This is a genomic window from Methylophaga sp. UBA3192 (genome assembly GCA_002363955.1).
Classification (GTDB): Bacteria; Pseudomonadota; Gammaproteobacteria; order Nitrosococcales; family Methylophagaceae; genus Methylophaga.
The window spans coordinates 226,177-252,033 of the sequence record DEXE01000003.1 but is presented as its reverse complement, the minus strand read 5'-3'; the positions used below and the strand labels follow the sequence as shown (position 1 = coordinate 252,033).

Below are 25,857 nucleotides of genomic sequence, written 5' to 3'. Positions count from 1 at the left end.
AGCAATCCCCTTAATTAGGCAGCACGGATACGACAGAGAGAAACTTTCGTTTCCTGCATCGCCGTTACGGAGTCATAACCATAAGTGAATACGGTGTTACACGATTCACCTCGAACATGTGGCACAGTGCCTTCAGGGTAATTATCAATCAAATCCTTACCCTGATAGTGGCCGCCAAAGTGGAACGGCATAAACACTACGCCACGCTCAACACGCTGGGTCACCATTGCCATTACTTTGATGGTTCCCCCTTCAGGACCATCCACCCATACCTGCTGACCATCTTTAATGCCTGCATTGTTGGCATCAGCCGGATTAATTTCGATAAACATATCCTGCTGTAACTCAGCCAGCCATGGATTAGAACGGGTTTCTTCACCACCACCCTCGTATTCCACCAGTCGGCCACTGGTCATGATTAATGGGAAGTCTTTACTGAAATCTTTCGCCTGAATTGAACCATAACGCGTCGGCAGACGATAAAAGCTGCGGCGATCTTCATAGGTAGGATATTTTTCCACCAGATCACGACGGGTTGTATACAGCGGTTCACGGTGAATTGGTACTGGATCCGGGAACTGCCAGACTACTGCCCGCGCTTTGGCATTACCATAAGGCGCACAACCATGTTTGATGGCGACACGTTGGATACCACCCGATAAATCGGTTTTCCAGTTTTTACCTTCGGCCTCGGCTTTTTCCTCAGCGGTCAGATCATCCCACCAGCCCAGCTCCTTGAGCATGGTATCGGTAAATTCAGGATAACCATCCGTGAGTTCAGCCCCCACTGTACTGGAGCCTTCTTCAGATAACAGGTTGACGCCATCACGTTCCACACCAAAGCGGGCACGGAATGGACCACCGCCTTCAGCTACCGGTGTAGAGTTGTCATACAGAATATGACTGCCCGGATGTTTCATTTCCGGTGGTCCCCAGCAAGGCCAGGGCAAACCGTAAATTTCACCATCGCATGGGCCGCCCTCGGCTTTCAATGTGGTGGTATTGAAGGTATGCAGGTTTTCAGATTGCAATTTGAGACGTTCTGGCGACTGACCAGTGTAACCAACTGCCCACATGCCTCTGTTGTATTCGCGCGTGATATCTTCAATCAATGGCTCTTCACCATTCACTTCGATCTGATTGCACAGTTCCTGTTCAAAGCCGAATTTTTTGGCGAATTTGTACATGATGGTGTGATCAGGCAATGATTCAAATAATGGCTTGATGATTTGGAAACGCCATTGCACTGAACGATTTGATGAAGTCAGTGAACCATAGGTTTCAAACTGGGTTGAAGCGGGTAATAAATACACCCCGTCTTGGCGATCATTCATAACGGCAGAAACCGTTGGATAAGGATCCACCACCACCAGTAAATCCAGCTTTTCCATGGCTTCTTTCATTTCCGGGCCACGAGTCTGGCTGTTTGGCGCATGCCCCCAAAGCACCATCGCTTTGATGGCATCATTCTGGTCGATGTTATCTTTATTTTCCAAGACACCATCAATCCAGCGGGAAACCGTAATGCCGTTGGTATACATCGGTGACACCGCAGTGCCTTCAACTTCTTCGTATTTGGTTTGATCGAATTTCTGTTTCAGCCAGTCCAGCTCGACATTCCATACCCGGGCCCAATGCTCCCAGGCACCTTCAGCCAGACCGTAATAACCCGGCAGACTGTTAGAAACCACACCGAAGTCGGTGGCTCCCTGAACGTTGTCATGGCCACGGAAGATATTGGTTCCACCACCGGAAACCCCCATATTACCCAGCGCTAACTGCAGGATGCATAATGCGCGGGTATTACTGTTACCCACGGTATGCTGGGTAATGCCCATACACCAGATAACCGTACCGGGACGGTGTTCGGCCATGGTTTTGGCGGCCTGATAAACATCCGCTTCCTTGGCGCCACTGACTCTTTCGACTTCCGCCGGTGGCCAGTTCGCCACTTCCTTACGGATCTCTTCCATTCCATAAACACGCTGATCGATAAAGCTTTTATCTTCCCAGCCATTTTCAAAAATGTGCCACAACATACCCCAGACAAACGGGATATCAGAACCACTGCGGATACGAATAAACTGATCCGCATGGGCGGCGGTACGACTGAAGCGCGGGTCGACTACAATGATCGGTGCACCACGTTCTTTACCACGGAAAATATGTTGTAACGAAACCGGATGAGCTTCGGCCGGATTGGCACCAATGATGAAAATTGCTTTTGAATTATGAATGTCATTATAAGAGTTGGTCATTGCACCATAGCCCCAGGTATTGGCTACCCCGGCAACAGTGGTGGAATGACATATCCGTGCTTGGTGATCGACGTTATTGGTGCCCCAGAATGCGGCAAATTTGCGGAACAGGTACGCCTGCTCATTGCTGAATTTTGCAGAGCCCAGCCAGTAAACCGAATCCGGTCCTGAAGTTTCTCGTATGTTCAGCATCTGTGTGCCGATTTCTTCGATCGCTTGATCCCATGACAATCGTTGCCATTTGCCATCGACTTTTTTCATCGGATATTTAAGACGTTTGTCACCGTGACCATGTTCGCGGACCGATGCTCCTTTGGCACAATGCGACCCCAGATTGAAAGGATGATCAAAACTTGGTTCCTGACCGATCCACACCCCGTTTTGCACTTCTGCAGTGACACCGCAACCTACGCTGCAATGACTACAGACACTGCGTACCCTGGTGATTTCGCCTTCATCATAAGCCGGCTGGCGGCCTTCAGCCGCGTCTGCTTTTTGAATCATTGCGGTAGGCAACAGACTCATAAAGGCTGCGCCACCCGCAGCAATACCTGAACCTTTCAGGAATGTACGACGGTTAACGCCTGATTTATCACTGCGAATAGCTGCCGGATCACGTTTAGTCAGTTTCATAGCGTCAGTCTTTTAAAAGTCAGCACGCTGGTAGTAAGTCTCAACATGCTCAGTATGTTGATAACCTTTTGCAGCGGGAGCAGGTTTAGCGGGAGTTTCAACTGCTTGTTGTGGGGCGGCTTGCAGCGTATTTGCTGTCAGTGCCAGTGTCGCCGTTCCACCAATGGTGGCAGTCAATTTGTGCAGAAATTCTCTGCGGCTATTTGATGGCTTTGCAGTCATGATTTCTCCGGATGAAATTCAGTGCATTGACAAGCAAGAGGTTGTCAGCGTCGACAACAAATTTGAGTGTTAATTATCGCGCAGACGACATGAGTGTTCAAGGATATTCGCCCACAAAATCAAACTATTTGTCATTGTTCGAGGCGTTGAAGTTCAGCTTCTGTAAAATGTTTACCCAATAATGCCACCCCGCCGTAAAAAGCAGCACTTTTGGCTTTCGCCAAGTCAGTAAAGAATTTGACTGCCCAGGGTCGTAAGTGCGTATTAAAAAAGGTTTTATCATCTATGATTGGCGTGCCGTTAGCTGTCAGAATCAAACGCATCACATCACACTCCCCGGCGATATGGTCTTCCGGCTCCGCTTTGTCCTGTTGCCGCTCAAGTCCGAGTTTGCCTAAATCTATGCGTAATTTTGCCAGTGGCTTTTCATTTAAAAAGCCGCTCTGATAATACGAGCCGTAAGGAATAACCTCACCTTGCGCCAGACCGATAAACAATAATTGATATTCATCCGCAATTTGTTCGGCATTGTATTTTCCAGCAGCTTCTACCAAAGCCTTCCAGCCCTGCCCCAGAGGACTTTCAGGATGAGTAACCTGCAGACTGACAATGTTATCCAGTAAATTCTGTTGTGGCGGGGCCGCCAGCAAATTAGCTAATAAGGCGTATGTTTGGGCACGCCATTGAGTTTCTTCAATATCTTCCACGCCTATCAACCTTTTTTGAACATTGCTTTTACACGACAGTCTTCACACATTTTCAATTGCTCCAAAGCAGCGCCCTGGAACATGTGGTGATCTTTTAATTTTTCGGTAATGGTATCGATCATTTTCTGTGTGGCAAATGGTTTTGCGCAACTGATGCAATGAAAAATCGCCTCTTCATGCAATACACGTTTTTGGCGTGCCTGATCCCGCTGATAAAGATAACGAGGTGACAGCGTGATGGCATTTTCCGGACAAGCCGTTTCACAAATACCGCATTGCACACATAAATCTTCTATAAAGTTGAGTTGCGGCTTGTCCACCCCATCAACCAAGGATCCCACCGGACAGACCGATACGCAGGACATACATAAAGTACAAGCCTGTTTATCAACCAGAATCTCACCAAATGGCGCGGGCTTTTCAAGTTTAATTTCTGCCTGTGGTGCCGGGGCATGTTCGTATAGATGGGATAAGGCCAGAGTACTGACCCGCCGTTTATTATCCATACCGGCAAAACGACCCGGAGCAGCAGCATCTGTTTTGGACAGTTGTTTAAGATGAGTTTGTAATGCAGTGAAATCATTGCCCTGATGCCAGTGAATTGCAGCCGGATACCCCATACCGTTCAATAATTCATTGCTTAACTGCATTTGCTGCTGTAATTCCAGCCAGTCATGATCGTCGTGGGTCAGTGCATCCCAGACTGTAACACCACTGGCACCATAAGCTATGGCAGCCAACCAGAAAGGCATACTCAATGCACCAATTTCTTCAATCGAGAACGTAATCACATCATCGGTGAGTTCATGACCGCGCATTTCCAGCAAGGTTTGTGCATTGGATTCATCATGGATCAAAATATGCGGTGGCAGGCTTTCCAGTTCGTCATATTGCTGCAGCATAGAGCGTAACCGTTCGAGACTGACATCCAGCGTCGGCAATGCGTAATTCATTGCCCCGGAAGGGCATACCGCCACACAGCTGCCACACCCCTGACATAAATTGGGATCCACTCTGACTTCATCACCAGCGTGGCTCACAGCCTCGGCCGGGCAGGCTTCAAGACATTGATTACAGCCATTAATACCACGTCGGGAATGGGCACAGATAGTCGGTTTGTATTGGAAATAGCGTGGTTTATCGAAAACACCAATCAAATCCGGTAACTGCTGTAAGGCTTCTGCCAATGCCTGTTGATTATCACCCGGTGCAAAATAGCCTAAAGGCGAAACTTTCTGTTTGAGAATTGACGAGTCACTCAAATCCAGAACCAAATCGAATCGTAACATTTGACCAGAAATAATCGCATCAAACTCACCCAGCCAGCCGGTTAAACCAGTCAACTCACCTGCTAAAACCGAAACTTCTTCAGCACTGACAGTCGCAGCATCACTCACTAACGCAGTTATCGTTAATGTCTGACAATGTGGAGCTACGGCAGAAATCGCCTCGCTACTGCCGATAATTAACAATCTTCCACGGGATTCAAACTCAATCAATTGCACAGGATGAATTTCAATTCGACCTGCTTCCAAAACCACGTTATGCAATGGGTTAATCCTCCTCGTCGCGAGTATTTCGCGGTTTTGCATCTTCATCCTGTAAAGGATTTTCTGTTGAATCTGCTGTTGTTGACGGTTCAGCTGTTTCATCTGCTTCCAGCTGACGCTCCAGCATGCGCTTCATCTCATGCGTCACCACAGAGCCTAATCCGGCAAAAGCATGATAGTTATAGTCGTTTTCGTATTCTTCAAGGCCGTCAGTTTTATTAAAGCCCGGTTTACGAAATAAATCTCTTAAAGCCTGCTGCCTGGTTTCAGGATCCACGTCATCTCGTTGCCAGATGGGTAACTCAGCGGGATCTTTTGCTACTGCCGGTTCAGATGGCTCTACATCAGGTGAGTTCTCAACGGCGTGATTTGTCAGTACTTCAGACTGTTGTTTGCGGCGAGACCAGCGCGCCAGGAAATTTTCGGATGCTGATTTTTCTTTCATCTGGCACCTCCATCTTTATCTTTCCAGCGTTCACGTCGGCGTTTTTTAGGTGCTTCCGGGGCATAGTGGTAAAGTAGAAACCGTTCCAGCCAGACACATAATTCATCCGGCAATGGTGCTTCCAGTACCTGATCGCCAGCTTCCATATACGAAGCCGCCTCATCGAAATCCACGGTCAGTAAAACGGGTGATAACTGGTCATTTTCCAGGCGCCCGATAAAATAGATCTTGGCCTGTTCAGACATCAGGTTATGGTAGTAACTTTCACAATAATGCCGAAATAAACGCAGATGCAGATCGGAATAATAATGCAGCTCGCCTGATTCCTGCGCATTGGACAATTGCGTTTCGCTGAGGCCTGGCATCACACCGAGCAGAGACCAGGAATGACTGGCCCAGCGGTGCTGACTGGCTTTTTTCAGCAATACGGCAGTAACGGAAAAATGATCAGAAGGTAAATCCAGCATCTCTATCAGGCATTGTGATTTAATGCCAAACAGGATAACAAATAACCGAGCTTTTTACTCGGCTACTTCGACCGAACTGACTTTTTGTAATCCTCTCGGCAGCTTGTGACCGCGTTTTCCGCGCTCTCCTGCATAGTGTTGCAAATCAGCCGTTTTCAATGTCAGATGACGACGTCCGGCATGCAGCGTCAGGCTGTGATTTTCCGGGACCAATGTGACCGATTGCAACCACTCCTGCCCGCTGCTAAAGCGAGCCTGCGGAATATTGATAAGCCGTACGCCTTTACCTTTATTTAATTCTGGCACTTCACTGATCGGGAACACCAGCAAACGACCATCACCAGCAGCTACAGCCAGTTGCTGTGGCGTCTTGGTATCCAACACCAGTGGTGGCAACAATGCCGCTTTCTCCGGCAGATTAAATAGGGCTTTGCCCGCTTTATTTTTGGCCAGTAAATTATCAAAGCGGGTCACAAAACCATAACCTGCCGTATTGGATAGCAACACCATCTGATCATTTTCGGCAGCAATTACGGCAATAAACCTTACTTCGGGGGCAGATTGCAAGCGCCCGCTTAATGGCTCTCCCTGCCCTCTTGCTGATGGCAAGGTATGCGCCGCCAGAGAATAACTGCGTCCACTTTCATCCAGAAACACCACTTGCTGATTACTGCGGGTTTTCACCGAGGCCAGATAGCGATCCCCGGTTCGGTAATTTAGCGATCCCGGATCCACATCATGGCCTTTGGCAGCACGCACCCAGCCACTGGCTGAGAGCACAATAGTTAACGGTTCTGTCGGTAATAACTCGGTTTCACTGAGCGCTTTGGCCGCATCACGTTGTTTGATTTCACTGCGCCGATCATCACCATATTTTTCAGCATCGGCTGTCAACTCTTTGCGGATCAACGATTTCAAACGGGTTTCCGAGCTCAGTAATAATTCCAGTGATTTACGTTCCTTGCTGAGCTCATCCATTTCGCCTTTGAGCTTCATTTCCTCCAGTTTGGCCAAATGCCGTAAACGTAATTCAAGAATCGATTCGGCCTGACGATCACTCAGACTGAATCGGGCCATCAGCTCCGCTTTGGGATCATCTTCGTGACGGATAATGGCAATGACTTCATCAATATTCAGATAGGCGATCAATAAACCTTCCAGCACATGCATGCGATCCAGCACTTTATCCAGCCGGAACTGCAAACGACGACGTACCGTTTGAATGCGGTAGGTCAGCCATTCGCTGAGCATCTGCAGCAGATTTTTCACCTGCGGCCGGCCATCAAGACCAATCATGTTCATATTGACGCGATAACTGCGTTCCAAATCAGTAGTCGCAAACAGATGTGACATCAGACTTTCAATATCCACCCGATTGGAACGCGGCACAATCACCAGACGAACCGCCTGTTCGTGATCGGATTCATCCCGTAAATCCGCCACCATCGGCAGCTTTTTGTTATTCATCTGTGCGGCGATCTGTTCCAGCACTTTGGCACCGGAAGTCTGATATGGCAGTGCATGAATCACAATTTCATTGTCTTCGACTTTATAAGCGGCACGTTGGCGTATCGAACCATGACCTGTTTCGTAAATCCGGCGAATTTCTGCTTGTGATGAAACAATTTCGCCGCCTGTGGGGAAATCCGGTCCCTGAATTTCGGTTAGCAAATCATCTAATGTGCTTTTCGGTGATTTCAGTAACAACAGACAGGCATTGACCACTTCCCGCAGGTTATGCGGCAGAATATCGGTTGCCATACCCACCGCAATACCGGTGGCACCATTCAATAATACATTGGGAAGACGAGCCGGTAGCAGTTGTGGCTCATCCATGGTGCCATCAAAATTAGGCATCCATTCAACCGTGCCTTGCCCCAGCTCAGTTAACAGGGTTTGGGCATACGGTGCCAGACGTGCTTCGGTATACCGCATCGCGGCAAACGATTTGGGATCATCCATCGAACCCCAGTTACCCTGACCATCAATCAGGGTATAACGGTAGGAGAATGGCTGCGCCATCAATACCATGGCTTCATAACAGGCCGAATCACCATGCGGATGATATTTACCTAAAACGTCACCCACCGTACGAGCGGATTTTTTGTGTTTGGAAACCGCACTGAGACCCAGTTCTGACATCGCATATACAATGCGACGTTGCACCGGCTTCAGACCATCCGCCAGATGTGGCAGGGCCCGATCCAGAATGACGTACATGGAATAACCCAGATACGCTTTTTCGGTAAACTCTCTAAGCGGTTGCTGTTCCAGATCGTCGACTAATGCACTCATTTAAAATTCTCAGTTCAGATTAAACCATCAGCCAAATCGCCATGCTGTTCCAGCCAGACCTTACGATCCCCTGCCCGTTTTTTGGCCAGCAGTTTATCAAGGGTCATAAAGGTATCGTCATCAGCATCAATGGTCAGACGAATCAGACGGCGAGTATCCGGTGCCATGGTGGTTTCACGTAATTGCAAAGGATTCATTTCCCCCAGACCTTTAAAGCGCTGGGTGCTGACTTTGCCTTTGATTTTATCTCGTTCGATACGATCCAGAATGATCTGGCGTTCTTCATCATCCAGTGCATAAAAAACCTGCTTACCCACATCGACTCGATATAACGGTGGCATCGCCACGCAGATATGTCCGGCTTCAACCAATGGACGAAAATGACGGACAAATAAGGCACATAACAGCGTGGCGATATGCGCGCCATCCGAGTCAGCATCGGCAAGAATACAGATTTTGCCGTAGCGCAGACCGGTAAGATCATCCGACCCCGGATCAACGCCTACTGCCACAGCAATATCATGAACCTCCTGGGAGGCCAGCACTTGGGAAGCTTCGACTTCCCAGGTATTCAGAATCTTTCCACGCAGCGGCATAATGGCCTGAAATACCCGATCCCGACCTTGTTTGGCACTGCCACCAGCAGAATCCCCTTCGACCAGAAACAGTTCGGTACGTGAGGGATCCTGTGACGTACAGTCCGCCAGTTTACCTGGCAATGCCGGGCCGGACTGAACGCGTTTACGCACCACTTTTTTGGCTTGTTTTAACCGTGACTGTGCATTGCTAATCGCCAGTTCAGCAATCTTTTCGCCATCTTCAATATGGTGATTAAGCCATAAGCTGAATGAGTCTTTTACTGCACCTGCAACAAACCCGGCACATTGTCTGGAGGACAAACGTTCTTTGGTTTGACCGGAAAACTGGGGATCCTGCAATTTAACGGATAACACGTAACTGCAGCGTTCCCAGATATCCTCAGCAGAAAGTTTGACACCGCGGGGCAGCAAGCTGCGAAATTCACAAAATTCCCGTAAAGCATCCAGCAGGCCGGAACGCAAACCGTTTACATGAGTGCCGCCCTGCGCCGTAGGAATCAGATTGACGTAACTCTCCGCAATCACTTCGGCCGGTTCAAGTTGCCACATCAATGCCCAATCGACTTCTTGATTTTCATCGGCAAAATGGCCAACAAATGGTTTCGCAGGCACACATGGCACATCAGTCATCGCATTGGCGAGATAACTGTTTAAACCATCTTCATAACACCAGCGATCATTCTGTTTTTCGGCACCACTTAAATCTTCAAAGGTAACCACTAAACCGGGACATAATACCGCTTTGGCTCGTAAAACATGACGCAGACGTGAGACGAGAAACTTCGGTGCATCAAAGAAACTGGTGTCCGGCCAGAACCTGACACTGGTACCGGTATTTTTTTTGCCAACCGTCCCGGTTTCGGTTAAAGGCTCAACCAACAGACCATTTTCAAATGCAATGCTATAGCTGATGCCATCACGGCGAATATTGACTTCCAGTCGTTTGGATAAGGCATTAACAACAGAGACACCGACACCATGCAGACCACCTGAGAAACGGTAGTTTTTATTGGAAAACTTACCACCGGCATGCAGGCGGGTCAGAATAACTTCAACACCCGGCACACCTTCTTCAGGGTGAATATCCACCGGCATACCCCGTCCATCATCAATGACTTCAAGCGAGTTGTCAGGATGCAGGATGACTTCGATATTTGTCGCATGACCGGCAATGGCTTCATCGACGCTATTATCAATGACTTCCTGAGCCAGATGATTCGGTCTTGTGGTATCGGTATACATGCCGGGTCGTTTTCTGACCGGGTCCAATCCCGTTAGAACCTCAATTGCCGAAGCGTCGTAGATATTGGTCATTTTCTCTTAGTCAAAAAAATCAAGTTGCCCGAAGGTTAGCAGGATAAAAGCCGGATGTACAAGCATCTAGAGCACGGCGATGAAATAACTAAGCTTGCATCACATATAATTGCTATCTAATATTAGTAACAACTAATTATAGAGAGAAACAACATGAATACAGATAAAATGGTTTTTGCTTTGGCTGGAAGTTTTATCCTGATAAGTTTATTGCTTTCACAGTTGCATCATATTTACTGGCTGTGGTTCACTGCAGTTGTGGGTATAAATATGCTTCAGGCAGCTTTTACTGGTTTTTGTCCGATGGCAAAATTGCTCAAAAAAATTGGCCTGTCACAAGGCAACGCATTTTAATGACCCGACGTGGAGCAAGGTTATGAATATTCGGCAGATAGTTTTTATCCCATTTCTGTTTTTTGCCTTTTCAGTTCAGGCTGATGACGCAAAGGAATTTAAAACTCAGGCTAATCAGGCGATAAAAGAATTTGCTGAAACGCTCAAATCCGCATTGATGTTATCAATGCAAACCGATGGTTCTGTAAAAACCATAGGGGTCTGCAAGGATATTGCTCCTAAAGTAGCTCAGCAGGTTTCAGCAAAATACAATCTTGATGTGAGTCGCACCGCACTGAAAGTAAGAAATCCTGAAAATAAGGCTGATGAATGGGAAGCCAGGGTGTTGGGGAATTTCGAAAAACGACTGGAAAAAGGCGAAACGGTTAAAAAGCTCACATTCAGTGAGCAGGTTGATAACGATGGCATTAAGCAATGGCGACTGATGAAGGCTATTGGCACTGACCTGGTCTGCATATCCTGCCACGGAGAAAAAATACCTGACCCCATAAAGGCAGAGCTGAAAAAACTGTACCCCGAAGATCAGGCAACAGGATTCAGTGTCGGCAGTGTCCGCGGTGCGTTTACCGTGAAGGAAAGTTTACCGGCAGATTAACGTTCTTTAAGGTCGATAATTTCGCTACGGCCTTTTTGCGTCAAACTGAGTTTATCTTCACGGCATAACCAGCCTACAGCCCGCTGAAACGACTTACTGTCCAGAGCACATTCTGCTGCTAATTTAGAGGTGCTTGTGGCGCCATTCTTTTTGAGATACTTCCAGATTTCCCCTGCGGCATCACCAATAATCTGCTGCATATTAAACCTCACATTATTGAAATAACTTCATTACCTAATCATCTGATAATTCATCACCTGATTTAGGGCTTGTTGACTGGAATGCTTCATTGCATATTTTCCCAGGCTGTAATAATTTGCTGACAAGCCTGTTCAATCACAGATCGCGGTGCTGCAATATTCATGCGCATAAAACCACTGCCTGCATCACCAAACATCACGCCTGGATTCATCGCCACACCAGCCTGCTGAACAAAAAAAGTTCGCAGTTGTTTGTCATTCAGCAGCAAAGCCTGACAATCCAGCCATATAAGATAGGTCGATTGTAATGGCAACACCCTGATTTTGGGTAAATGTACAGCAAAAAACTGTTTTACCCACTCATAGCTTTGTTGCAGGTAAACCAGTAACTGTTCCAACCAGTCATCACCATGCCGGTAGGCAGCGATGGTTGCTTCAATACTGAACGGATTGGCAGCACTGACATGCCAGGAATTAAAAACCGATTCAATTGCCTTTTTATGCTCGCTATCCGGCACGATCAACATCGACATGCCCAGCCCGGCAATATTGAATGTCTTGCTGGCTGATACCGCAGTCACAATGGGCACATCCTTTGCCAGGGATGCCAGCGGAATATGCTTGTTGCCGGTAAATACCAAATCCGCATGAATTTCATCACTGAGAATGATGAGTTGATGTTGTCTGGCGATATCGAGGAGTTTCTGCAGTTCAGCTTCGCTCCAGACACGCCCTCCGGGATTATGCGGCGAACAGAGCAACAGCATTTTTGCGCCAGAAGCGGCTTGTTCAGCCAATTGATCGAAGTTCATCTGGTAATAATCGTCCACCAGTACTAACGGATTTACGACCAGTTCGCGCTGTGTCTCTGTGACGGCTGAGAAAAACGGAAAATAGACCGGGGGCTGAGCAATCACCTGCTCATGCTTTTCCGTGAGCGCCATAATGGTGGCATGCAATGAAGGCACTACGCCGGGACAGATCAGAATATGTTCAGTGGCAATATGCCAGTGATGACGACGCAGAAACCATTCCTGAGTCGCCTGATACAGGGCCGCTGGATATTCACTATAACCGTACAAAGGATGCTCAGCTCTGACTGTCAACGTCCGGGTTACGGCCTCAGGGGCAACAAAATCCATATCAGCCACCCACAGAGGAATCGCATCCTCCCGGCCAAACAGTCGCTGGCGGGCATCGTATTTAAGACTATACGTGCCGCTGCGATCTATTTTCTGATCAAAATCAATCTTCGACATGTCGACGTTCCCAGATAGTCACCTCTGACAGAGTATGCTGGAATTTACGTCGGGTTTCACGGATAACAAAGGGTTGTGAAAATGGACCATCAATCAGCTGAAAGTGTTTTTCCAGCACGCTTTTGATGCCGTCCAGTGTGGAAAAGCTTTCTCCGTCTTTTTTGAAACCACCCAGCCAATTGGCTTTATCCGTGTGTTCTTCCAGCCATGTATACGGCGAAGCCAGCACCAGCAAGCCACCCGCATTAATCCGTTCATGTATCTGTTTTAAAAATAAAATCGGGTCATACAAACGGTCTAATAAATTCGCTGCCAGCACTAAATCATAATTGCTGTATACCGCTTTGAGATTACAGGCATCCCCCTGCATAAAATCGACTTTGTGAGCTGTCTTTTCCAATCCAAAATTCGCCAGCCGCTGTTCACGGTAGAGTAATAAATCACCTTCATCGGCTACAGCATAGCGAACGACACCATCCCGTTTGAGCTGGACCCCCAGATTAATCAGGCGTGCCGAGAAATCAATTCCTGTTACCTGATCAAAATGCCTGGCTAATTCGAAACTGGCCCGTCCCACAGCACAACCCAGATCGAGAGCACGTCGTGATGGTTTGCCAGACATTTTTTCGATAGCTAACCGAGCAATCGCTTTTTGAAAGTTCGGCACATCAAAATAGCTTTCACCGTAGTGGAACTCGGCATATTCTGAGAGCATTTTGTCGGTTTCGTAATTTGAATCGAGATTTACCACCGGGGCCTCTGAGACCACATAGCGGAAACCGGCATGTTGGAAAAAGTGACGTCTGAAAGCATAACGTGATGATAAACGCGTTTCATTACCACAGGAAACCCAGCTGCCGCCTTTCATCAGATTGTGTTTTCCATCATAGGTTGGTGTGGTGAAGTCATCATATAAGCGATGAACCTGGGATCCATCAAATGGATAAATCGGTGTTTCGGTCCATTGCCATACATTCCCCCTCACATCATAGAAATCACCCTGGGCGAAATGATTGACCGGACAGGAGGAGGCAAAATGATCCAGATGAATATTTGCTGCTGCCGGCGTTTCGTTCAGCTCTTCGAGGCCTGAAACCTCGACCAGACGATACCATTCATCTTCAGTAGGCAGGCGCACGGTTTCACCGGTTTGTTCAGCCTTCCATGCACAAAATGCCTTGGCTTCATGGTAGTTGACTTCTGCCGGCCAATCCCAACGCATCGGCACCACCTCGGCCATTAATCGCAACTGCCAACCTTGATTCGTTTTTATCCAGAATGTCGGATATTCAGCTTGAGTAAATTCACGCCATTGCAGCCCTTCTTCCTGCCAGTAATGTCGCTGCAGATAGCCGCCAGCTTCAACAAAAGCTAAAAACTCCTGATTACTGACCAGATACCTTGCAGCCTTAAACGCTTCTACATCAGCTTGATGCTGACCATATTCGTTATCCCAACCGTAATAAGCATCATCAAATGATTTTCCGAGACTAACCGTACCGGCTTCCACTTGCAAAAGTGCGTTTTCAGGAGCTGGTCCGGAAATGTCACATGCCAGCCAGGCCGCATGGGGTTGCACCCACTGTAATTGCTGTTGCCGGATTAATACCGATGACGTTTCCAGATGAATCTGTTCATGCTCAATACCCATCATGATTGCCCACCAGGGATTTTCCCAATTTATGGGCAATTGCAGCGGTGCTGTTTGAATAAGTTGATTTACCGTTTTTTTTACCTGTTGGCGATAGGCTTTAACTTCCGCTACTGTCGGCCAGTCATAATGTGCATCATTGAGATCATCCCAGCTCATTTCATCCACACCTACAGCAAACATCGATTCAAAACGTGGATTGATTCGTTGCGTTAACAAGCCTGCCAGTAACAGTTTATTAACAAAAAATGTTGCTGTATGACCGAAATAAAAAATCAATGGATGACGTAACGGAATACTTTTCTGGTAATACCCATCGTCAGATTTCAAGGTATCAAACAGCGATTCATAACGTTCGAAGTTGGCATTGAAATAGGCTGCAAGTTCCGTCCGAACGGCTGCTGGATCTGTTGTATTTAAGTGCGGAGTACGCAAATACGTGGCTTCTGAGTGGGAAAAAGATAAGGCTTTTTCGGCAGTCATTGGTCAAAAATCCCTTTGAGGATACTTATGAGAGTTTAGGGTCTGTTTATCTTCCGTCTCCACCACTGCTGGAGACGGAAGATAAACAGACCCTTTTGACTTATTTTGTACGAATTGGTTTCGTGTAAAGCGGATTATAGCTGAGCAGTAAGCCAGGCTGTTTTTGCAGACAACTCTACCGAGCAACTCCACTTATAGGCCAGATTGATGGTTTCCGCACAGGCATACACACCATGCCCGCGAACAATGACAACTTTATTTCTCGCCAAGCCCTGAGCTACAGCCAACGGTGACTTTTCCACATATTCAGCATAGTTAATCGTAATAACCGGTACGCTGGGAAAGTAATACTGCCCTTCAAAATCCAAAGGAATAAAGTCTTTACCATTCATCGTCATTGCAATGGCATGTGGCCCATGGCTATGAAAAATGGCTTTCGTTGCCGGATTATGCTGATAGGTTGCCAAGTGTAGCGGCGCATCAAGCGAAGCGCCATCACCAATTTGTCCATCAACATCACATGGCACCAGCATTTCCGGTGCGAGCGTGTCTGCGCAACAGCCTGTAGGTGTCACCCATATCTGGTTGTGCCAGCGGAAAGACGCATTACCACTATGTGAATCATTGCAACCATACTGACGCAGCCACCGATAATGTTGAACCAGCTGCGCTTTCAGTTCGTTCAATGCGGCTTCAGGCATCTTCCTTATCCGGCCTTGTGTTCTGGAGATGTCTCAGCCATTGCGACGCCTGATTACGTACTTCCGAGTAATTCAGCGCACGGTTCAGATGTTGCTCGGATTGCTCCATGTTTCCCAAATGATAATTAACCATACCCGAAAGCATCCACGCCTGACCGCGCTTGTCTTCCGGTAATTTTTCCAGGCTTTGCTGTAAAGGCCCGGCCGCTTCAGGCCAGTTTTCCATACTGATGAAAACTCTGGCGAGTTTCAGATCGGTCTCACCTGAAGCGTCCATTGATTGCATGCGAGCTAAAACCTGAGTGGCATTCTCATTTTCTCTGGCCGCTAACCAACTGTCAGCAAGCGATTCAAGGTTTTTGAAATTCCGTTCAATCACGCCATCATCCATAGATTTTTGTAAAAGCTGAGCAGATTTATAGGGAATATTCAGATATCGATACATATTCGCCAGGCGCAATACCGTGTCTTTGTCACCAAGATTCAGTCGCTTAGCCAACATCTGCACCGCCAGGGAGGTAAGTCGTTTTTCCTGTTGGGCGTAGAGAGCAGCCAATTGATCCCAATAGGTTTTATTCACTGGAAACTGCTCAATGAGAATTTCCAGCACGTCTATTGATTGACTGTATTGCTGCATTTCCATATGCGCCGACAGCTGCAATCGATACCAGTTTTCTTTGGGTGATTTATCTCGTTGGATGGCGACTCGAATCGCTTCAACAGCTTTGGTGAATTGATTGATTTGATAATACGCCGTTGCCAGCAGAACATAGGCACTGCTGTTTGCCTGAGGTTCATCCTTTAACCAGGCTGTCAGCAAATCAATGCCTTTTTGATAACGTCCATCTCCGATTAACAGCTGAGCAAGATTGTAGCGCAGATTATGAGTCACATCTTCAGGTAAGGCATTGAGTGCTAATGCCTGTTCAAACTGTTCTGCGGCCTGCTTGTATTGTTCCGTTTCTGAATACAAATAACCCAGTGTTTGCAATACTACCGCCCGTTCGTATGAGCCTGACTCTGTCTCACCAATCAGCTTTTTCAGATCCGCTTCAGCCTGCCGATACTGTTGCTGCTCCATTTTTTCCTGAGCAGCACTCAGCGCTTTGTAGGTTTTTTCGGTCAGTAAATAGTCATCTGCCAGCACTGAAAATGGCCAGATAAGACTACTCAGTATGATCATCACAGCGAATTTATGATTCAGTATTTTCTTCATTATCTGGCCAGCTTAAATTCAATTTCCTGGGTTGCCCGACGTTCAACCGGCTCACCATCAACAACTTTCGGTTTGAACTTCCATTTGAGAATGGCCGTCATCGCCGCATTATCAAATACATTCTCCGGGTTGGCAGACACCACTACGGGATCTTTTACCCTGCCATCACGGGTTATGGTAAAGGCTACGGTCACCACACCTTCAATACCGCGACGCTGAGCAACACGTGGATAATTCGGTGGAATACGTACCAATGGCACCACTTCATCATCCATTTGTGGGCCTTGCACCGGACTGGGTGAAGGCGCTGGTGCCGGCTCGGCACTGAAATCCCCCAGATAAGGCTGACCGGCAATATTCAGCGGCACATCAATTCTCGGCATGTCCATTTTGGGTTGTTGAACATCAGGCTGCGTCATTTTTGGCGCAGTTGTGGGTGTTGGCGGTGGCGGCTCTTCCGGCGGTGGTGGTTTTTTCGGGATCTCACGCTTTATCGTCTCAGGTGGCGTTTCTTCCTGTTTCAGACGCACAAAGTCCAGTACCAGCATTTCATTATCATCGCGATAAAGACTGCTGTCAGAAGTGGTCATCTCTTTCATTAAAGTAAACAGACCATAGTTGACCACTATCGCCAGTAATAATCCGATCAAGATACGCATAGTCGATGAGTCTCCGCGACTAGTCTCGTTCAGCAGCAATTGAGACATTCGCAACTCCTGCCAGACGTGCCTGATCCATGACTTCAATCAATATACCGGTTTTCGCATTTTCATCCGCCAGAATAATCACCGAACCTTCCGGGTTTTCAGCATACATCCGTTCCACATTGGCACGTACAGCACGGCGATCGATCTGTCGTTGATCCATCCAGATTTCATCATTTTCACGAATCGAGATCAGGATATTTGCACGCTCTTTCTCCACCGCTGTTTTAGCCGATGGACGGTTTACATCAACACCGGTTTCCTTAACAAACGAGGTGGTGACAATAAAAAAGATCAGCAATATAAACACCATATCAATCAAAGGTGTCATGTTGATTTCAGCTATACCGCCACTTTGACGGCGGGAATGTCGTTTTCGCATAAACTTTCCTAATCTCTGCGTAGGGCGTCAGCCACGTTATTAACTTCTCGGGCAACACGCTGTTCCAACTGAGTAATGAAATAGAGCCCTGATAAAGCAGTCAGCAAACCGCCCATCGTCGTTATCAATGCCACTGAGATACCACCCGCCATACCGCGAGTATTACCGGTTCCGAAAACGGTCATCACATCGAAGGTCTGGATCATGCCGTTTACTGTGCCTAATAATCCCAGCATCGGTAATGCAACGGTCAGCGTTCGAATCAAAATCAGAAAGCGCTCCAGCATCACCTGGCTTTCAGCAATCATGCCCTGGCGGATTTGCTGGGCATACCAACTGGCCAAATCGTCACGCTGGTGCCACTCATCCATCATCTTGCGAACTTCACGTGGATGCAGGAACCAGATAAACACATAGCGTTCAATGATTAGCGTCCACATTAAAATCGATGCCAGCAAAATCAGCCAGAGCACTGTGCCGCCGCTTTCCATCAGCAGCTGTATCTGAAAGAAATTATCCGTCACGGTTAAGAGTTTGTGTTTCAGCGTTACGAGCAACAATCGCTGCACTCTCTTCATCAAGAATTTGAATCAAACGATTACTCTTGCTCGATAAAGCGCTATGAATTAATAAAATAGGAATCGCTACTGCCAAACCTAACTCGGTGGTCACCAAAGCTTGTGAGATACCGCCGGACATCAGTTTCGGATCACCGGTCCCAAACAACGTAATCGACTGGAACGTTTCGATCATGCCGGAAACCGTTCCTAACAGACCCAGCATCGGTGCTACAGCAGCCAGAATCGCCAGTGTCACCAGCCCCCGTTCAATACTCGGTGTTTCCCGGAGAATGGCTTCATCCAGTTTTAAAGAAAGCGTTTCTACATCCTGAGCAATCTTGTCGCTGTATACAGACAGGATTCGGCCCAACGGATTTTTCAGATTCAATTCTTTGGATTTCTGCTGCTTGCTGACGCCACGCTCCAGCCGCATCAATGTCACAAAACGAATCAGCGCAATCAGTAAACCAATTGCACCCAAAATCAGAATGATATAACCAATCCAGCCACCTTGTTGAATACGTTCACGCAAATCAGGTGTTTGCACCAGTAACGCCATAATTGCACCGCGAGTCGGATCAACCACGACTGTCTTCAACTCACCTGGATCACTATTTTCAAATGCTTCAATTTGATCGCGTAAGCGCTGTACCGGCTGTCTGGCTAATTCCACCAGATTACGGTTTTCAGACATGTAACGCAGAAACTTGCCATCACTGAAAGCAGTAAACACACCGACACGGGTCACATCGCGATCTGCCACTTCCCCGTTTGCCGTGATGACCTGGGCTGGAAACTGTTCCACTTTGCCTGAATGGGTCATTTCGTGTTGCAAGACTAACCACAGTTCACGTAACTCATCGATGCTCGGTTGTTGTTTTCGTTCGCTTAACTCTGTCAGAAATGCGATACGTTCCGGATACTGCACACTGGTCATTGATGATTCAATAACCGCCCGGCTGTCATTGGCCATTTGACGAACTGTGCCAAATAATTCACCCAGCGAACCGGAACGTTCCTGCAGCAAAGATTCCTGCTCGGCTAATTTGAATTCATTCTCTTCAAACGCATCATTGAGCCGCTCTGTTCGGCTTTCTTCAGCAGCTAAATCTGCTTTGGCCTGCTCCAGCAATTGGGCCTGGCGGTCACGGGCTTCAAGAAACTCGGCTTCCCGCAAACGATTCTGCTCTTGTTCGATGACACGTTCACGCTTGACTTGATCAAGTAACTGGTCGAGATTGACAGGCTTTTCCTCTGCCACAACAGAGAATGGCAAAGCCATTAAAAAAATAATTATCGTTGAAATACTTCTCATTGGATCGCCTCTGGCGTTCTTACCGGCAGGGTTAATAAATCGGGTGGTAATTGCTTACGAGCTACTTTCAGACCTTGTACAACGGACTGAATGGATTCTCTGGGGAGCTGTTGCCAGCTTTTTGATTCCTGATCCCACATACCCGCCTCGCGTTGATCCAGTGTCAGGTAATAAAGACCTACGCGGCCTACGCGCAGGAAATCAACGGTACGATTGCTATCACCTGCGACCAGTTCACCCTGATAGGCTTCCAAAGTACGACCGTATTCAGTTTCAACCTGGTAGGCTTCCAGAATACGACGGAATTTTTCAGACAGCGTTACATCAGCCCGGTTCATCATTGTTTTTAACTGTTCAACGCGGCTATTACGTTCTTCAGGTAAAAATGGGCTATCCAATTCAACAAACTGTTCTATCACATCCACCATTTTGATCATTAATGGCACAATATCGCGTTGCGTTGTATCGATATTGGCTAACTGCGCTTCAACTGACAACAGTTCTTCCTGTTGAGATGAAACAAGCTGTTCAAGTTGACTGTTATAGGCCGCCAGACTTTCCTTCTGATTCAAAACACTGCGATACTCCGCTAATAATTCGCGGGTTTCATCATCCAGATTGTCAATTTGCTGCTGGGTACGCTGGGCTGCGGTATCGGTTTGCACCTGTTGGTCAACAGCTTGATCTAATGCGCCAGCATTGGTGAATGAAGGCACCAACCAGATGCCTAGCAGGCAACATAGTCGGCTGAAATTAAAATGCATAAAATTTTCCTTGTGTTACCGGATGTCGGCGGTGGAAATGAAAGCGACATCTTATCAAGAGAATACGCACAGTGGGAAGTCTAAATGCGATCTCTTATCATTTAGACGTACGAAGATGAAAAAAGTGCAAAAAAAAAGCCAGACCGATTGGGTCTGGCTAAACCTTCATAGAAGGAGAGAGAAATATAAGACAATAGAAGCTGAACATTCCTATGGACTTGTGATACAGCTTACTGAATGCAAGCCCATTCGCCATGAGCGACTTCTCCTTTTAAAACGGGAATATGTTCCTTTTCAAAAACATACAAGTAAAACAAGTTGTTAGGACGATAAACCATGGCTGATTGCAAAACGCATCAGTTCCGCTGTTTTATTAATGTCCAGTTTGCCTTTTATCTGGGTCAGATTATTCGCGACAGTTTTGTAACTGATGCCTAAAACGTCCGAAATTTCGTTCATGCTCTTACCTTCGCCCAGTAAGCGTAAAATTTCCAATTCACGCCGCGACAGATCACTTAGCGCACTGGTACCGGCATCAATGTTCAACATTGCCAGCTGCTGGGCCATATCAGGACTGAGATAAATTTTACCTTCCAGCACTTTACTGACCGCTTCGACCAGATGATCCGCTGCATTGTTCTTGGTGATGTAACCTCGTGCTCCGGCTTGCATGGCCCGAGAGGCAAAGACCGGATCCTCATGCATGCTGAACATTAATACCTTGGCGGTATCACGGTTGGCCCGAATGCGGCGTAATACTTCAAGACCGCCCACACCGGGTAAGGTGATATCCAGTAACACCATATCCGGATACAGTTCCTGAAACATCCGGTAACCTTCTTCACCGGTCTCAGCCTCTACGACTTTGGCCGAGGGAATTTGCTGAATTAACTGCCGACAGCCGGCTCTGACAATCGGATGATCATCTACTACCAGGATTGTGATACTTGGTTTCATTTTTTATTTTCACTCTTCATAGGGATCATTACCCTTACCTGCAAACCCTGACCTTCGGCAGTATCAAACGCGATTTTACCACCTAACGCCGAGACCCTCTCTCGCATACCGATCAAGCCAAAGCCCTTTACGGCAGATGTATCCAGCCCTTTACCGTCATCGGTGACCGTTACCTTTATATATTGTTTTTCGCGCTTTACTTCAACCCGTACGTGACTGGCTTCAGCATGGCGAACACAATTGGTTGTACATTCCTGCACTACGCGATACACCGTCACTTGAAGCGTATCCGCCAGACCTGTGAAATCGCCAACAAAATCCCATTCCCAATCAATTTCCGGTTGCCGGTCACGCCAGTTATGTAACATATCACGCAACGCTTCCACCAAACCCAAATCATCCAGTGTCATCGGCCGCAAACGACTGAGCATTTTACGCACCAGTGATTGAATATGGCTGGTAATCAATTTAACCGAGCTGACTTTTTCTTCGACATCCGGCAATTTATTTTCAATGGCAATGCGTTCAATTTCAGCCAGATCAACGCGTATACCAAACAGACAGGGTGCCAGCTCATCATGTAATTCACGTGCCAAATCGCGTCGTTCAGATTCCTGTAAGGTCAGCATGTTTCCTGCCAGGGCATGGTTTTCAGCCATGGTGGTTTCCAATACATCGGCCATATGATTAAAGCGAATCTGGATCGGTTTTAATTCTTTGGCACCGCCGGTATCCACCCGCGCATGAAAATCGCCTTTTTCCAGGTGCCCCAATGCATCGGCTAATTGTTGCAATGGCCTCAGACCATGTAATAACGCCAGATAAATCAAGCTGGAAATCACCGTCAGGAAAAACAAACCCAAAAACAGCAGCGTTTCCATATCCCGCCAAACCTCGGTCACTTCATCACTGGGATCGGCTTCAACCACCAGATAACCATAAGACTGACTGCCGCGAGTGATAAGTCGTCGAAAGGCCACCGCTTCCGGTTCCATCAAACGAATAAACCAGTCCGGTGCGTCTGGACGATTGGTAAATGGCACACCTTCTTCATGGCCGATTAAAGGTTGACCGTTCATATCTTCAAACCAGGCGCGGATGTGTCTTGTATGGCGCACACTGTCAACGATCAGGGTGACCCGTTCGCTCAAATCATTGGAAAACCGTAACGTCGGCAAAGCATTAATCAATAACCCACGTGCCAACTGAGTGCTGGAGGCCATTTCGGCTGCCACTGCCTGGCGGGCATTCTGAATCATAAAATAGCCAGCGGCGACAAAGTTGAATATCAGGATCAAGGTTACAATGATCAGTAAACGCAGTTTCAGGCTCATGTCGGGTCAGTTATCTCGCTGTGATAGGCTAAGGCCTGTTGAACTTTCATAGCCGACATTGTTGTGACTATGAGAAATCAAATTGACCTACAATTATCGCACATCATCAAATCAGGACTCTGTAAATGCAAGCGCAAAGCAATCAACAACTTTTCCTTCAGGCTCAAAAACATATCCCCGGTGGCGTGAATTCACCGGTACGTGCATTCAAAGGTGTCGGCGGTGATCCGGTATTTTTCAGTAGCGCAAAAGGTGCCTGGCTCACCGATGTGGAAGGCAAAAAATATATTGATTATATTGGCTCCTGGGGTCCGATGATTGCCGGTCATGCGCATCCGCAAGTCATTGAAGCCGTTCAGCAAATGTGCGCAAACGGATTGGGATATGGCGCGCCCACCGCTATTGAAACCGAGATGGCCGACTTACTCTGTGAACTCGTGCCGTCTATGGAAATGGTCCGTATGGTCAGCTCAGGTACCGAAGCGACGATGAGTGCGATTCGTCTTGCCAGAGGCCATACAGGTCGTGACAAAATCGTTAAATTTGAAGGCTGTTACCATGGTCATGCTGACTCCCTTTTAGTTAAAGCTGGTAGTGGGGCATTAACATTGGGCGAACCTTCATCCGCTGGTGTCCCCAAAGCCATTGCAGAACACACCATTACCCTGCGTTACAACGATATGGAATCTGTCAATCAGTGTTTTGCGGAAATTGGCGATCAGATCGCCTGCATCATTGTCGAACCGGTTGCTGGCAATATGAACTGTATTCCACCGATTCCGGGGTTTCTCGAAGGCTTACGCGACGTCTGTGATCAATACGGCAGCCTGTTAATTTTTGATGAAGTAATGACCGGTTTCCGGGTCGCTTTGGGCGGTGCACAGCAGCATTATGGAGTTAAACCCGATCTCACTACGCTGGGTAAAGTAGTTGGCGGCGGCTTACCGGTAGGGGCTTTTGGTGGACGCAAAGATGTGATGCATTCGATTGCGCCTCTGGGTCCAGTCTATCAGGCAGGTACCTTATCCGGTAACCCGGTCGCTATGGCCGCTGGGCTGGCCACTTTGAAACTGGTACAACAACCCGGTTTTCATGATCGCCTCAGTCAACAGACTGCCAAACTGGCCAATGGCTTGAAACAAAAAGCCGATGCAGCCGGTATTCCAATGAGTATTAATTATGTTGGTGGCATGTTTGGCTTTTTCTTTACCGAAGAAAACAACATTGAGTTTTTTGAACAGGTCACCCAATGTGATCAGGAACGTTTTAAAAGGTTTTATCACGGCATGCTGGATCGCGGTGTTTATCTGGCACCATCTGCATTTGAGGCAGGCTTTGTTTCTGCTGCACATGGCGATGATGAAATTGAAGCCACTCTGGCAGCGGCAGAACTGGTTTTGGCGAGCTTATAAATGAATACGCTGTACTGGCATGATTATGAGACGACTGGCACCGATCCACGATTTGATCGGCCATTACAGTTCGCCGGGGTACGTACCGATGAAGATTTGAATATCATCGGTGATCCGTTGATGATTTACTGCAAACCGGCAGCCGATGTATTACCGCATCCAATGGCCAGTCTTATTACAGGCATCACACCACAGAAAGCACAACAGGAAGGTCTGACTGAGGCCGAATTTATCAAAACGATTCATCAGGAATTGTCTCAGCCGGGTACCTGTGGGGTGGGCTATAACAGTTTGCGGTTTGATGATGAATTTACCCGCTTTGGCCTGTTTCGTAATTTTTACGATGCTTATGCCCGTGAATGGCAAAACGGTAATTCGCGCTGGGACATTATCGATATGGTGCGCCTCACCCGTGCTTTGCGGCCTGAAGGTATCGAATGGCCCAATCGTGAAGACGGCCAGCCCAGTTTTCGACTCGAAGCACTTACTGCAGCAAACGGTATTGAGCATCAGGGTGCCCATGATGCGTTAGTGGATGTCTATGCCACCATCGCGTTGGCAAAACTGATTAAAGATCGTCAGCCAAAACTGTATGACTATATCTATCAGTTACGCCGAAAACAGCAGCTCGCTCCGTTACTGAACCTGCATCAGGCGGATCCGGTTTTGCATACCTCACGCATGTACCCTTCTGAATATTGTAATACGGCATTGGTGGTGCCAATAGCCAAAGAACCCAATAACAACAATGGGGTGATTGTTTATGATCTGCGCCATGATCCCTCGGCGTTACTGGAGCAGGATGCCGATACCATTCGGCAATGGTTATTTACGCCCACTAAAGATTTACCTGAGGGTGTTTCGCGTCCGGCATTAAAAACTGTGCATATCAATAAGTGTCCGGTCATTGTGCCGGCAGCGACGCTGGATGATGCGGCTGCCGAGCGGCTGCAGATTGATCGGGAATTAAGTCATCAACATCTGCAACTATTACGTGAGGCGGGTGAATCATTACAGCAAAAATTGCAGGCCGTGTTCAGTCAGAAATCATTTGATGAGATTGACGATGTTGATGCCAGTTTGTATGGCGGCGGTTTCTTTGATGACAGCGATAAAAACAAAATGACCCTGATTCGCGAAGCAGCCCCAGATCAACTGGGCACGTTATCGATTCCTTTTAACGATTCGCGATTACCGGAAATGCTGTTCCGTTACCGGGCGCGTAACTGGCCCGAATCGCTAAATGAAAGTGAAGCGGAACAATGGCAACAGTTTTGTCGTACCAAATTAACCGCAACGGCATCGCCTGGACTTACCTTTGAAAAATTTAACGCCGCATTAGCGGAGTGTCGGCAGCAAGCGCTCACCAAAGCCCAACAGCAAACTTTGGACGACTTGCAACGCTATGTCACCGAGCAACAAAATGCATTAGGAATTAACTGAACAGATTGAACAGCCGCGTTTGATTTACAATGGGTGC

At 47.5% G+C, this 25,857-nt stretch carries 24 protein-coding genes; 4 read left to right on the top strand and 20 right to left on the bottom strand.

The window, feature by feature from the left end; translation table 11 throughout:
* Positions 1–14: 14 nt before the first annotated feature.
* From B2337_RS02740 to parE, 8 genes are all read right to left on the bottom strand, one after another.
* The gene (locus B2337_RS02740; protein WP_292413925.1) at positions 15–2,891 is read right to left on the bottom strand and encodes a formate dehydrogenase subunit alpha; all 2,877 of its coding nucleotides are present in this window, start codon (positions 2,889–2,891) and stop codon (positions 15–17) included.
* A gap of 12 nt (positions 2,892–2,903) precedes the next feature.
* Positions 2,904–3,113, bottom strand: a complete 210-nt coding sequence (locus B2337_RS02735; RefSeq protein WP_292413924.1) for a Tat pathway signal protein — start codon at positions 3,111–3,113, stop codon at positions 2,904–2,906.
* A gap of 131 nt (positions 3,114–3,244) precedes the next feature.
* Positions 3,245–3,820: a TorD/DmsD family molecular chaperone gene (locus tag B2337_RS02730; protein ID WP_292362136.1), complete on the bottom strand. Its 576-nt coding sequence runs from the start codon at positions 3,818–3,820 to the stop codon at positions 3,245–3,247.
* A 5-nt stretch (positions 3,821–3,825) separates the two neighbouring features.
* Positions 3,826–5,412: a 4Fe-4S binding protein gene (locus B2337_RS02725; RefSeq protein ID WP_292742486.1), complete on the bottom strand. Its 1,587-nt coding sequence runs from the start codon at positions 5,410–5,412 to the stop codon at positions 3,826–3,828.
* Complete coding sequence (locus B2337_RS02720; protein WP_292362135.1) at positions 5,375–5,815, bottom strand: DUF3306 domain-containing protein; 441 nt, start codon at positions 5,813–5,815, stop codon at positions 5,375–5,377. Before B2337_RS02720 ends, B2337_RS02725 begins: the two co-directional genes overlap by 38 nt.
* A complete protein-coding gene (locus tag B2337_RS02715) occupies positions 5,812–6,282 on the bottom strand; it encodes a DUF3305 domain-containing protein (protein ID WP_292362134.1) in 471 nt (156 codons plus the stop codon). Before B2337_RS02715 ends, B2337_RS02720 begins: the two co-directional genes overlap by 4 nt.
* Before the next feature lie 54 nt (positions 6,283–6,336).
* Entirely contained in the window at positions 6,337–8,577 is a 2,241-nt protein-coding gene (gene parC, locus B2337_RS02710) for a DNA topoisomerase IV subunit A (RefSeq protein WP_292362133.1), read from the bottom strand.
* Positions 8,578–8,591: 14 nt separating this feature from the next.
* Entirely contained in the window at positions 8,592–10,490 is a 1,899-nt protein-coding gene (gene parE / locus B2337_RS02705) for a DNA topoisomerase IV subunit B (protein ID WP_292413922.1), read from the bottom strand.
* A 153-nt stretch (positions 10,491–10,643) separates the two neighbouring features.
* On the opposite strand from parE, the gene B2337_RS02700 reads away from it, so the two are divergent.
* A complete protein-coding gene (locus B2337_RS02700) occupies positions 10,644–10,844 on the top strand; it encodes a YgaP family membrane protein (protein ID WP_292362131.1) in 201 nt (66 codons plus the stop codon).
* A gap of 22 nt (positions 10,845–10,866) precedes the next feature.
* Positions 10,867–11,439, top strand: a complete 573-nt coding sequence (locus B2337_RS02695; protein ID WP_292413921.1) for a Tll0287-like domain-containing protein — start codon at positions 10,867–10,869, stop codon at positions 11,437–11,439.
* Here B2337_RS02695 and B2337_RS02690 read toward each other — a convergent pair.
* From B2337_RS02690 to B2337_RS02635, 12 genes are all read right to left on the bottom strand, one after another.
* On the bottom strand, positions 11,436–11,639 hold the full coding sequence (locus B2337_RS02690; protein ID WP_292362129.1) for a winged helix-turn-helix domain-containing protein: 204 nt from the start codon (positions 11,637–11,639) through the stop codon (positions 11,436–11,438). The genes B2337_RS02695 and B2337_RS02690 overlap by 4 nt on opposite strands.
* Positions 11,640–11,725: 86 nt before the next feature.
* The gene (locus B2337_RS02685; protein ID WP_292413920.1) at positions 11,726–12,898 is read right to left on the bottom strand and encodes a MalY/PatB family protein; all 1,173 of its coding nucleotides are present in this window, start codon (positions 12,896–12,898) and stop codon (positions 11,726–11,728) included.
* Complete coding sequence (gene ovoA / locus B2337_RS02680; RefSeq protein ID WP_292413919.1) at positions 12,885–15,032, bottom strand: 5-histidylcysteine sulfoxide synthase; 2,148 nt, start codon at positions 15,030–15,032, stop codon at positions 12,885–12,887. The genes B2337_RS02685 and ovoA overlap by 14 nt, the downstream gene beginning before the upstream one ends.
* Before the next feature lie 134 nt (positions 15,033–15,166).
* Positions 15,167–15,733: a class II aldolase/adducin family protein gene (locus B2337_RS02675; protein WP_292362126.1), complete on the bottom strand. Its 567-nt coding sequence runs from the start codon at positions 15,731–15,733 to the stop codon at positions 15,167–15,169.
* On the bottom strand, positions 15,726–16,949 hold the full coding sequence (locus B2337_RS02670; protein ID WP_292413918.1) for a tetratricopeptide repeat protein: 1,224 nt from the start codon (positions 16,947–16,949) through the stop codon (positions 15,726–15,728). The genes B2337_RS02675 and B2337_RS02670 overlap by 8 nt, the downstream gene beginning before the upstream one ends.
* Complete coding sequence (locus tag B2337_RS02665; protein ID WP_292413916.1) at positions 16,949–17,656, bottom strand: energy transducer TonB; 708 nt, start codon at positions 17,654–17,656, stop codon at positions 16,949–16,951. The genes B2337_RS02670 and B2337_RS02665 overlap by 1 nt, the downstream gene beginning before the upstream one ends.
* Positions 17,628–18,035 (bottom strand): ExbD/TolR family protein, encoded by a 408-nt coding sequence (locus tag B2337_RS02660; RefSeq protein ID WP_292362123.1) that lies wholly within the window; start codon positions 18,033–18,035, stop codon positions 17,628–17,630. Before B2337_RS02660 ends, B2337_RS02665 begins: the two co-directional genes overlap by 29 nt.
* Positions 18,036–18,043: 8 nt before the next feature.
* Positions 18,044–18,508 carry a MotA/TolQ/ExbB proton channel family protein gene (locus B2337_RS02655; protein ID WP_292362122.1) on the bottom strand — a complete coding sequence of 155 codons (465 nt, stop codon included), beginning with the start codon at positions 18,506–18,508 and terminating at the stop codon, positions 18,044–18,046.
* 40 nt (positions 18,509–18,548) lie between these two features.
* Positions 18,549–19,910, bottom strand: coding sequence for a MotA/TolQ/ExbB proton channel family protein (locus B2337_RS02650; protein ID WP_292413914.1), 1,362 nt, complete (start codon positions 19,908–19,910; stop codon positions 18,549–18,551).
* Entirely contained in the window at positions 19,907–20,674 is a 768-nt protein-coding gene (locus B2337_RS02645; RefSeq protein ID WP_292362120.1) for a DUF3450 domain-containing protein, read from the bottom strand. Before B2337_RS02645 ends, B2337_RS02650 begins: the two co-directional genes overlap by 4 nt.
* A 321-nt stretch (positions 20,675–20,995) precedes the next feature.
* On the bottom strand, positions 20,996–21,631 hold the full coding sequence (locus B2337_RS02640) for a response regulator (RefSeq protein ID WP_292362119.1): 636 nt from the start codon (positions 21,629–21,631) through the stop codon (positions 20,996–20,998).
* A complete protein-coding gene (locus B2337_RS02635) occupies positions 21,628–22,965 on the bottom strand; it encodes a LapD/MoxY N-terminal periplasmic domain-containing protein (protein ID WP_292362118.1) in 1,338 nt (445 codons plus the stop codon). Before B2337_RS02635 ends, B2337_RS02640 begins: the two co-directional genes overlap by 4 nt.
* Before the next feature lie 125 nt (positions 22,966–23,090).
* Here B2337_RS02635 and hemL point away from each other — a divergent pair, with 125 nt between their 5' ends.
* Together hemL and sbcB are read left to right on the top strand one after the other, a co-directional pair.
* Positions 23,091–24,377, top strand: coding sequence for a glutamate-1-semialdehyde 2,1-aminomutase (hemL, locus tag B2337_RS02630; RefSeq protein WP_292413913.1), 1,287 nt, complete (start codon positions 23,091–23,093; stop codon positions 24,375–24,377).
* Positions 24,378–25,820 (top strand): exodeoxyribonuclease I, encoded by a 1,443-nt coding sequence (gene sbcB / locus B2337_RS02625; RefSeq protein ID WP_292413912.1) that lies wholly within the window; start codon positions 24,378–24,380, stop codon positions 25,818–25,820.
* Positions 25,821–25,857 lie beyond the last annotated feature (37 nt).

Bases quoted from the DNA above. Each gene is read 5' to 3' on its own strand.
- B2337_RS02685 (WP_292413920.1), bottom strand. From the start codon at position 12,898: ATGTCGAAGATTGATTTTGATCAGAAAATAGATCGCAGCGGCACGTAT.
- B2337_RS02695 (WP_292413921.1), top strand. From the start codon at position 10,867: ATGAATATTCGGCAGATAGTTTTTATCCCATTTCTGTTTTTTGCCTTT.
- B2337_RS02635 (WP_292362118.1), bottom strand. From the start codon at position 22,965: ATGAGCCTGAAACTGCGTTTACTGATCATTGTAACCTTGATCCTGATA.
- hemL (WP_292413913.1), top strand. From the start codon at position 23,091: ATGCAAGCGCAAAGCAATCAACAACTTTTCCTTCAGGCTCAAAAACAT.
- B2337_RS02740 (WP_292413925.1), bottom strand. From the start codon at position 2,891: ATGAAACTGACTAAACGTGATCCGGCAGCTATTCGCAGTGATAAATCA.
- B2337_RS02645 (WP_292362120.1), bottom strand. From the start codon at position 20,674: ATGCATTTTAATTTCAGCCGACTATGTTGCCTGCTAGGCATCTGGTTG.
- parC (WP_292362133.1), bottom strand. From the start codon at position 8,577: ATGAGTGCATTAGTCGACGATCTGGAACAGCAACCGCTTAGAGAGTTT.
- ovoA (WP_292413919.1), bottom strand. From the start codon at position 15,032: ATGACTGCCGAAAAAGCCTTATCTTTTTCCCACTCAGAAGCCACGTAT.
- B2337_RS02725 (WP_292742486.1), bottom strand. From the start codon at position 5,412: ATGCAAAACCGCGAAATACTCGCGACGAGGAGGATTAACCCATTGCAT.
- B2337_RS02700 (WP_292362131.1), top strand. From the start codon at position 10,644: ATGAATACAGATAAAATGGTTTTTGCTTTGGCTGGAAGTTTTATCCTG.
- B2337_RS02660 (WP_292362123.1), bottom strand. From the start codon at position 18,035: ATGCGAAAACGACATTCCCGCCGTCAAAGTGGCGGTATAGCTGAAATC.
- B2337_RS02675 (WP_292362126.1), bottom strand. From the start codon at position 15,733: ATGCCTGAAGCCGCATTGAACGAACTGAAAGCGCAGCTGGTTCAACAT.
- B2337_RS02690 (WP_292362129.1), bottom strand. From the start codon at position 11,639: ATGCAGCAGATTATTGGTGATGCCGCAGGGGAAATCTGGAAGTATCTC.
- parE (WP_292413922.1), bottom strand. From the start codon at position 10,490: ATGACCAATATCTACGACGCTTCGGCAATTGAGGTTCTAACGGGATTG.
- B2337_RS02665 (WP_292413916.1), bottom strand. From the start codon at position 17,656: ATGTCTCAATTGCTGCTGAACGAGACTAGTCGCGGAGACTCATCGACT.
- B2337_RS02650 (WP_292413914.1), bottom strand. From the start codon at position 19,910: ATGAGAAGTATTTCAACGATAATTATTTTTTTAATGGCTTTGCCATTC.
- B2337_RS02720 (WP_292362135.1), bottom strand. From the start codon at position 5,815: ATGAAAGAAAAATCAGCATCCGAAAATTTCCTGGCGCGCTGGTCTCGC.
- B2337_RS02640 (WP_292362119.1), bottom strand. From the start codon at position 21,631: ATGAAACCAAGTATCACAATCCTGGTAGTAGATGATCATCCGATTGTC.
- B2337_RS02670 (WP_292413918.1), bottom strand. From the start codon at position 16,949: ATGAAGAAAATACTGAATCATAAATTCGCTGTGATGATCATACTGAGT.
- sbcB (WP_292413912.1), top strand. From the start codon at position 24,378: ATGAATACGCTGTACTGGCATGATTATGAGACGACTGGCACCGATCCA.
- B2337_RS02715 (WP_292362134.1), bottom strand. From the start codon at position 6,282: ATGCTGGATTTACCTTCTGATCATTTTTCCGTTACTGCCGTATTGCTG.
- B2337_RS02735 (WP_292413924.1), bottom strand. From the start codon at position 3,113: ATGACTGCAAAGCCATCAAATAGCCGCAGAGAATTTCTGCACAAATTG.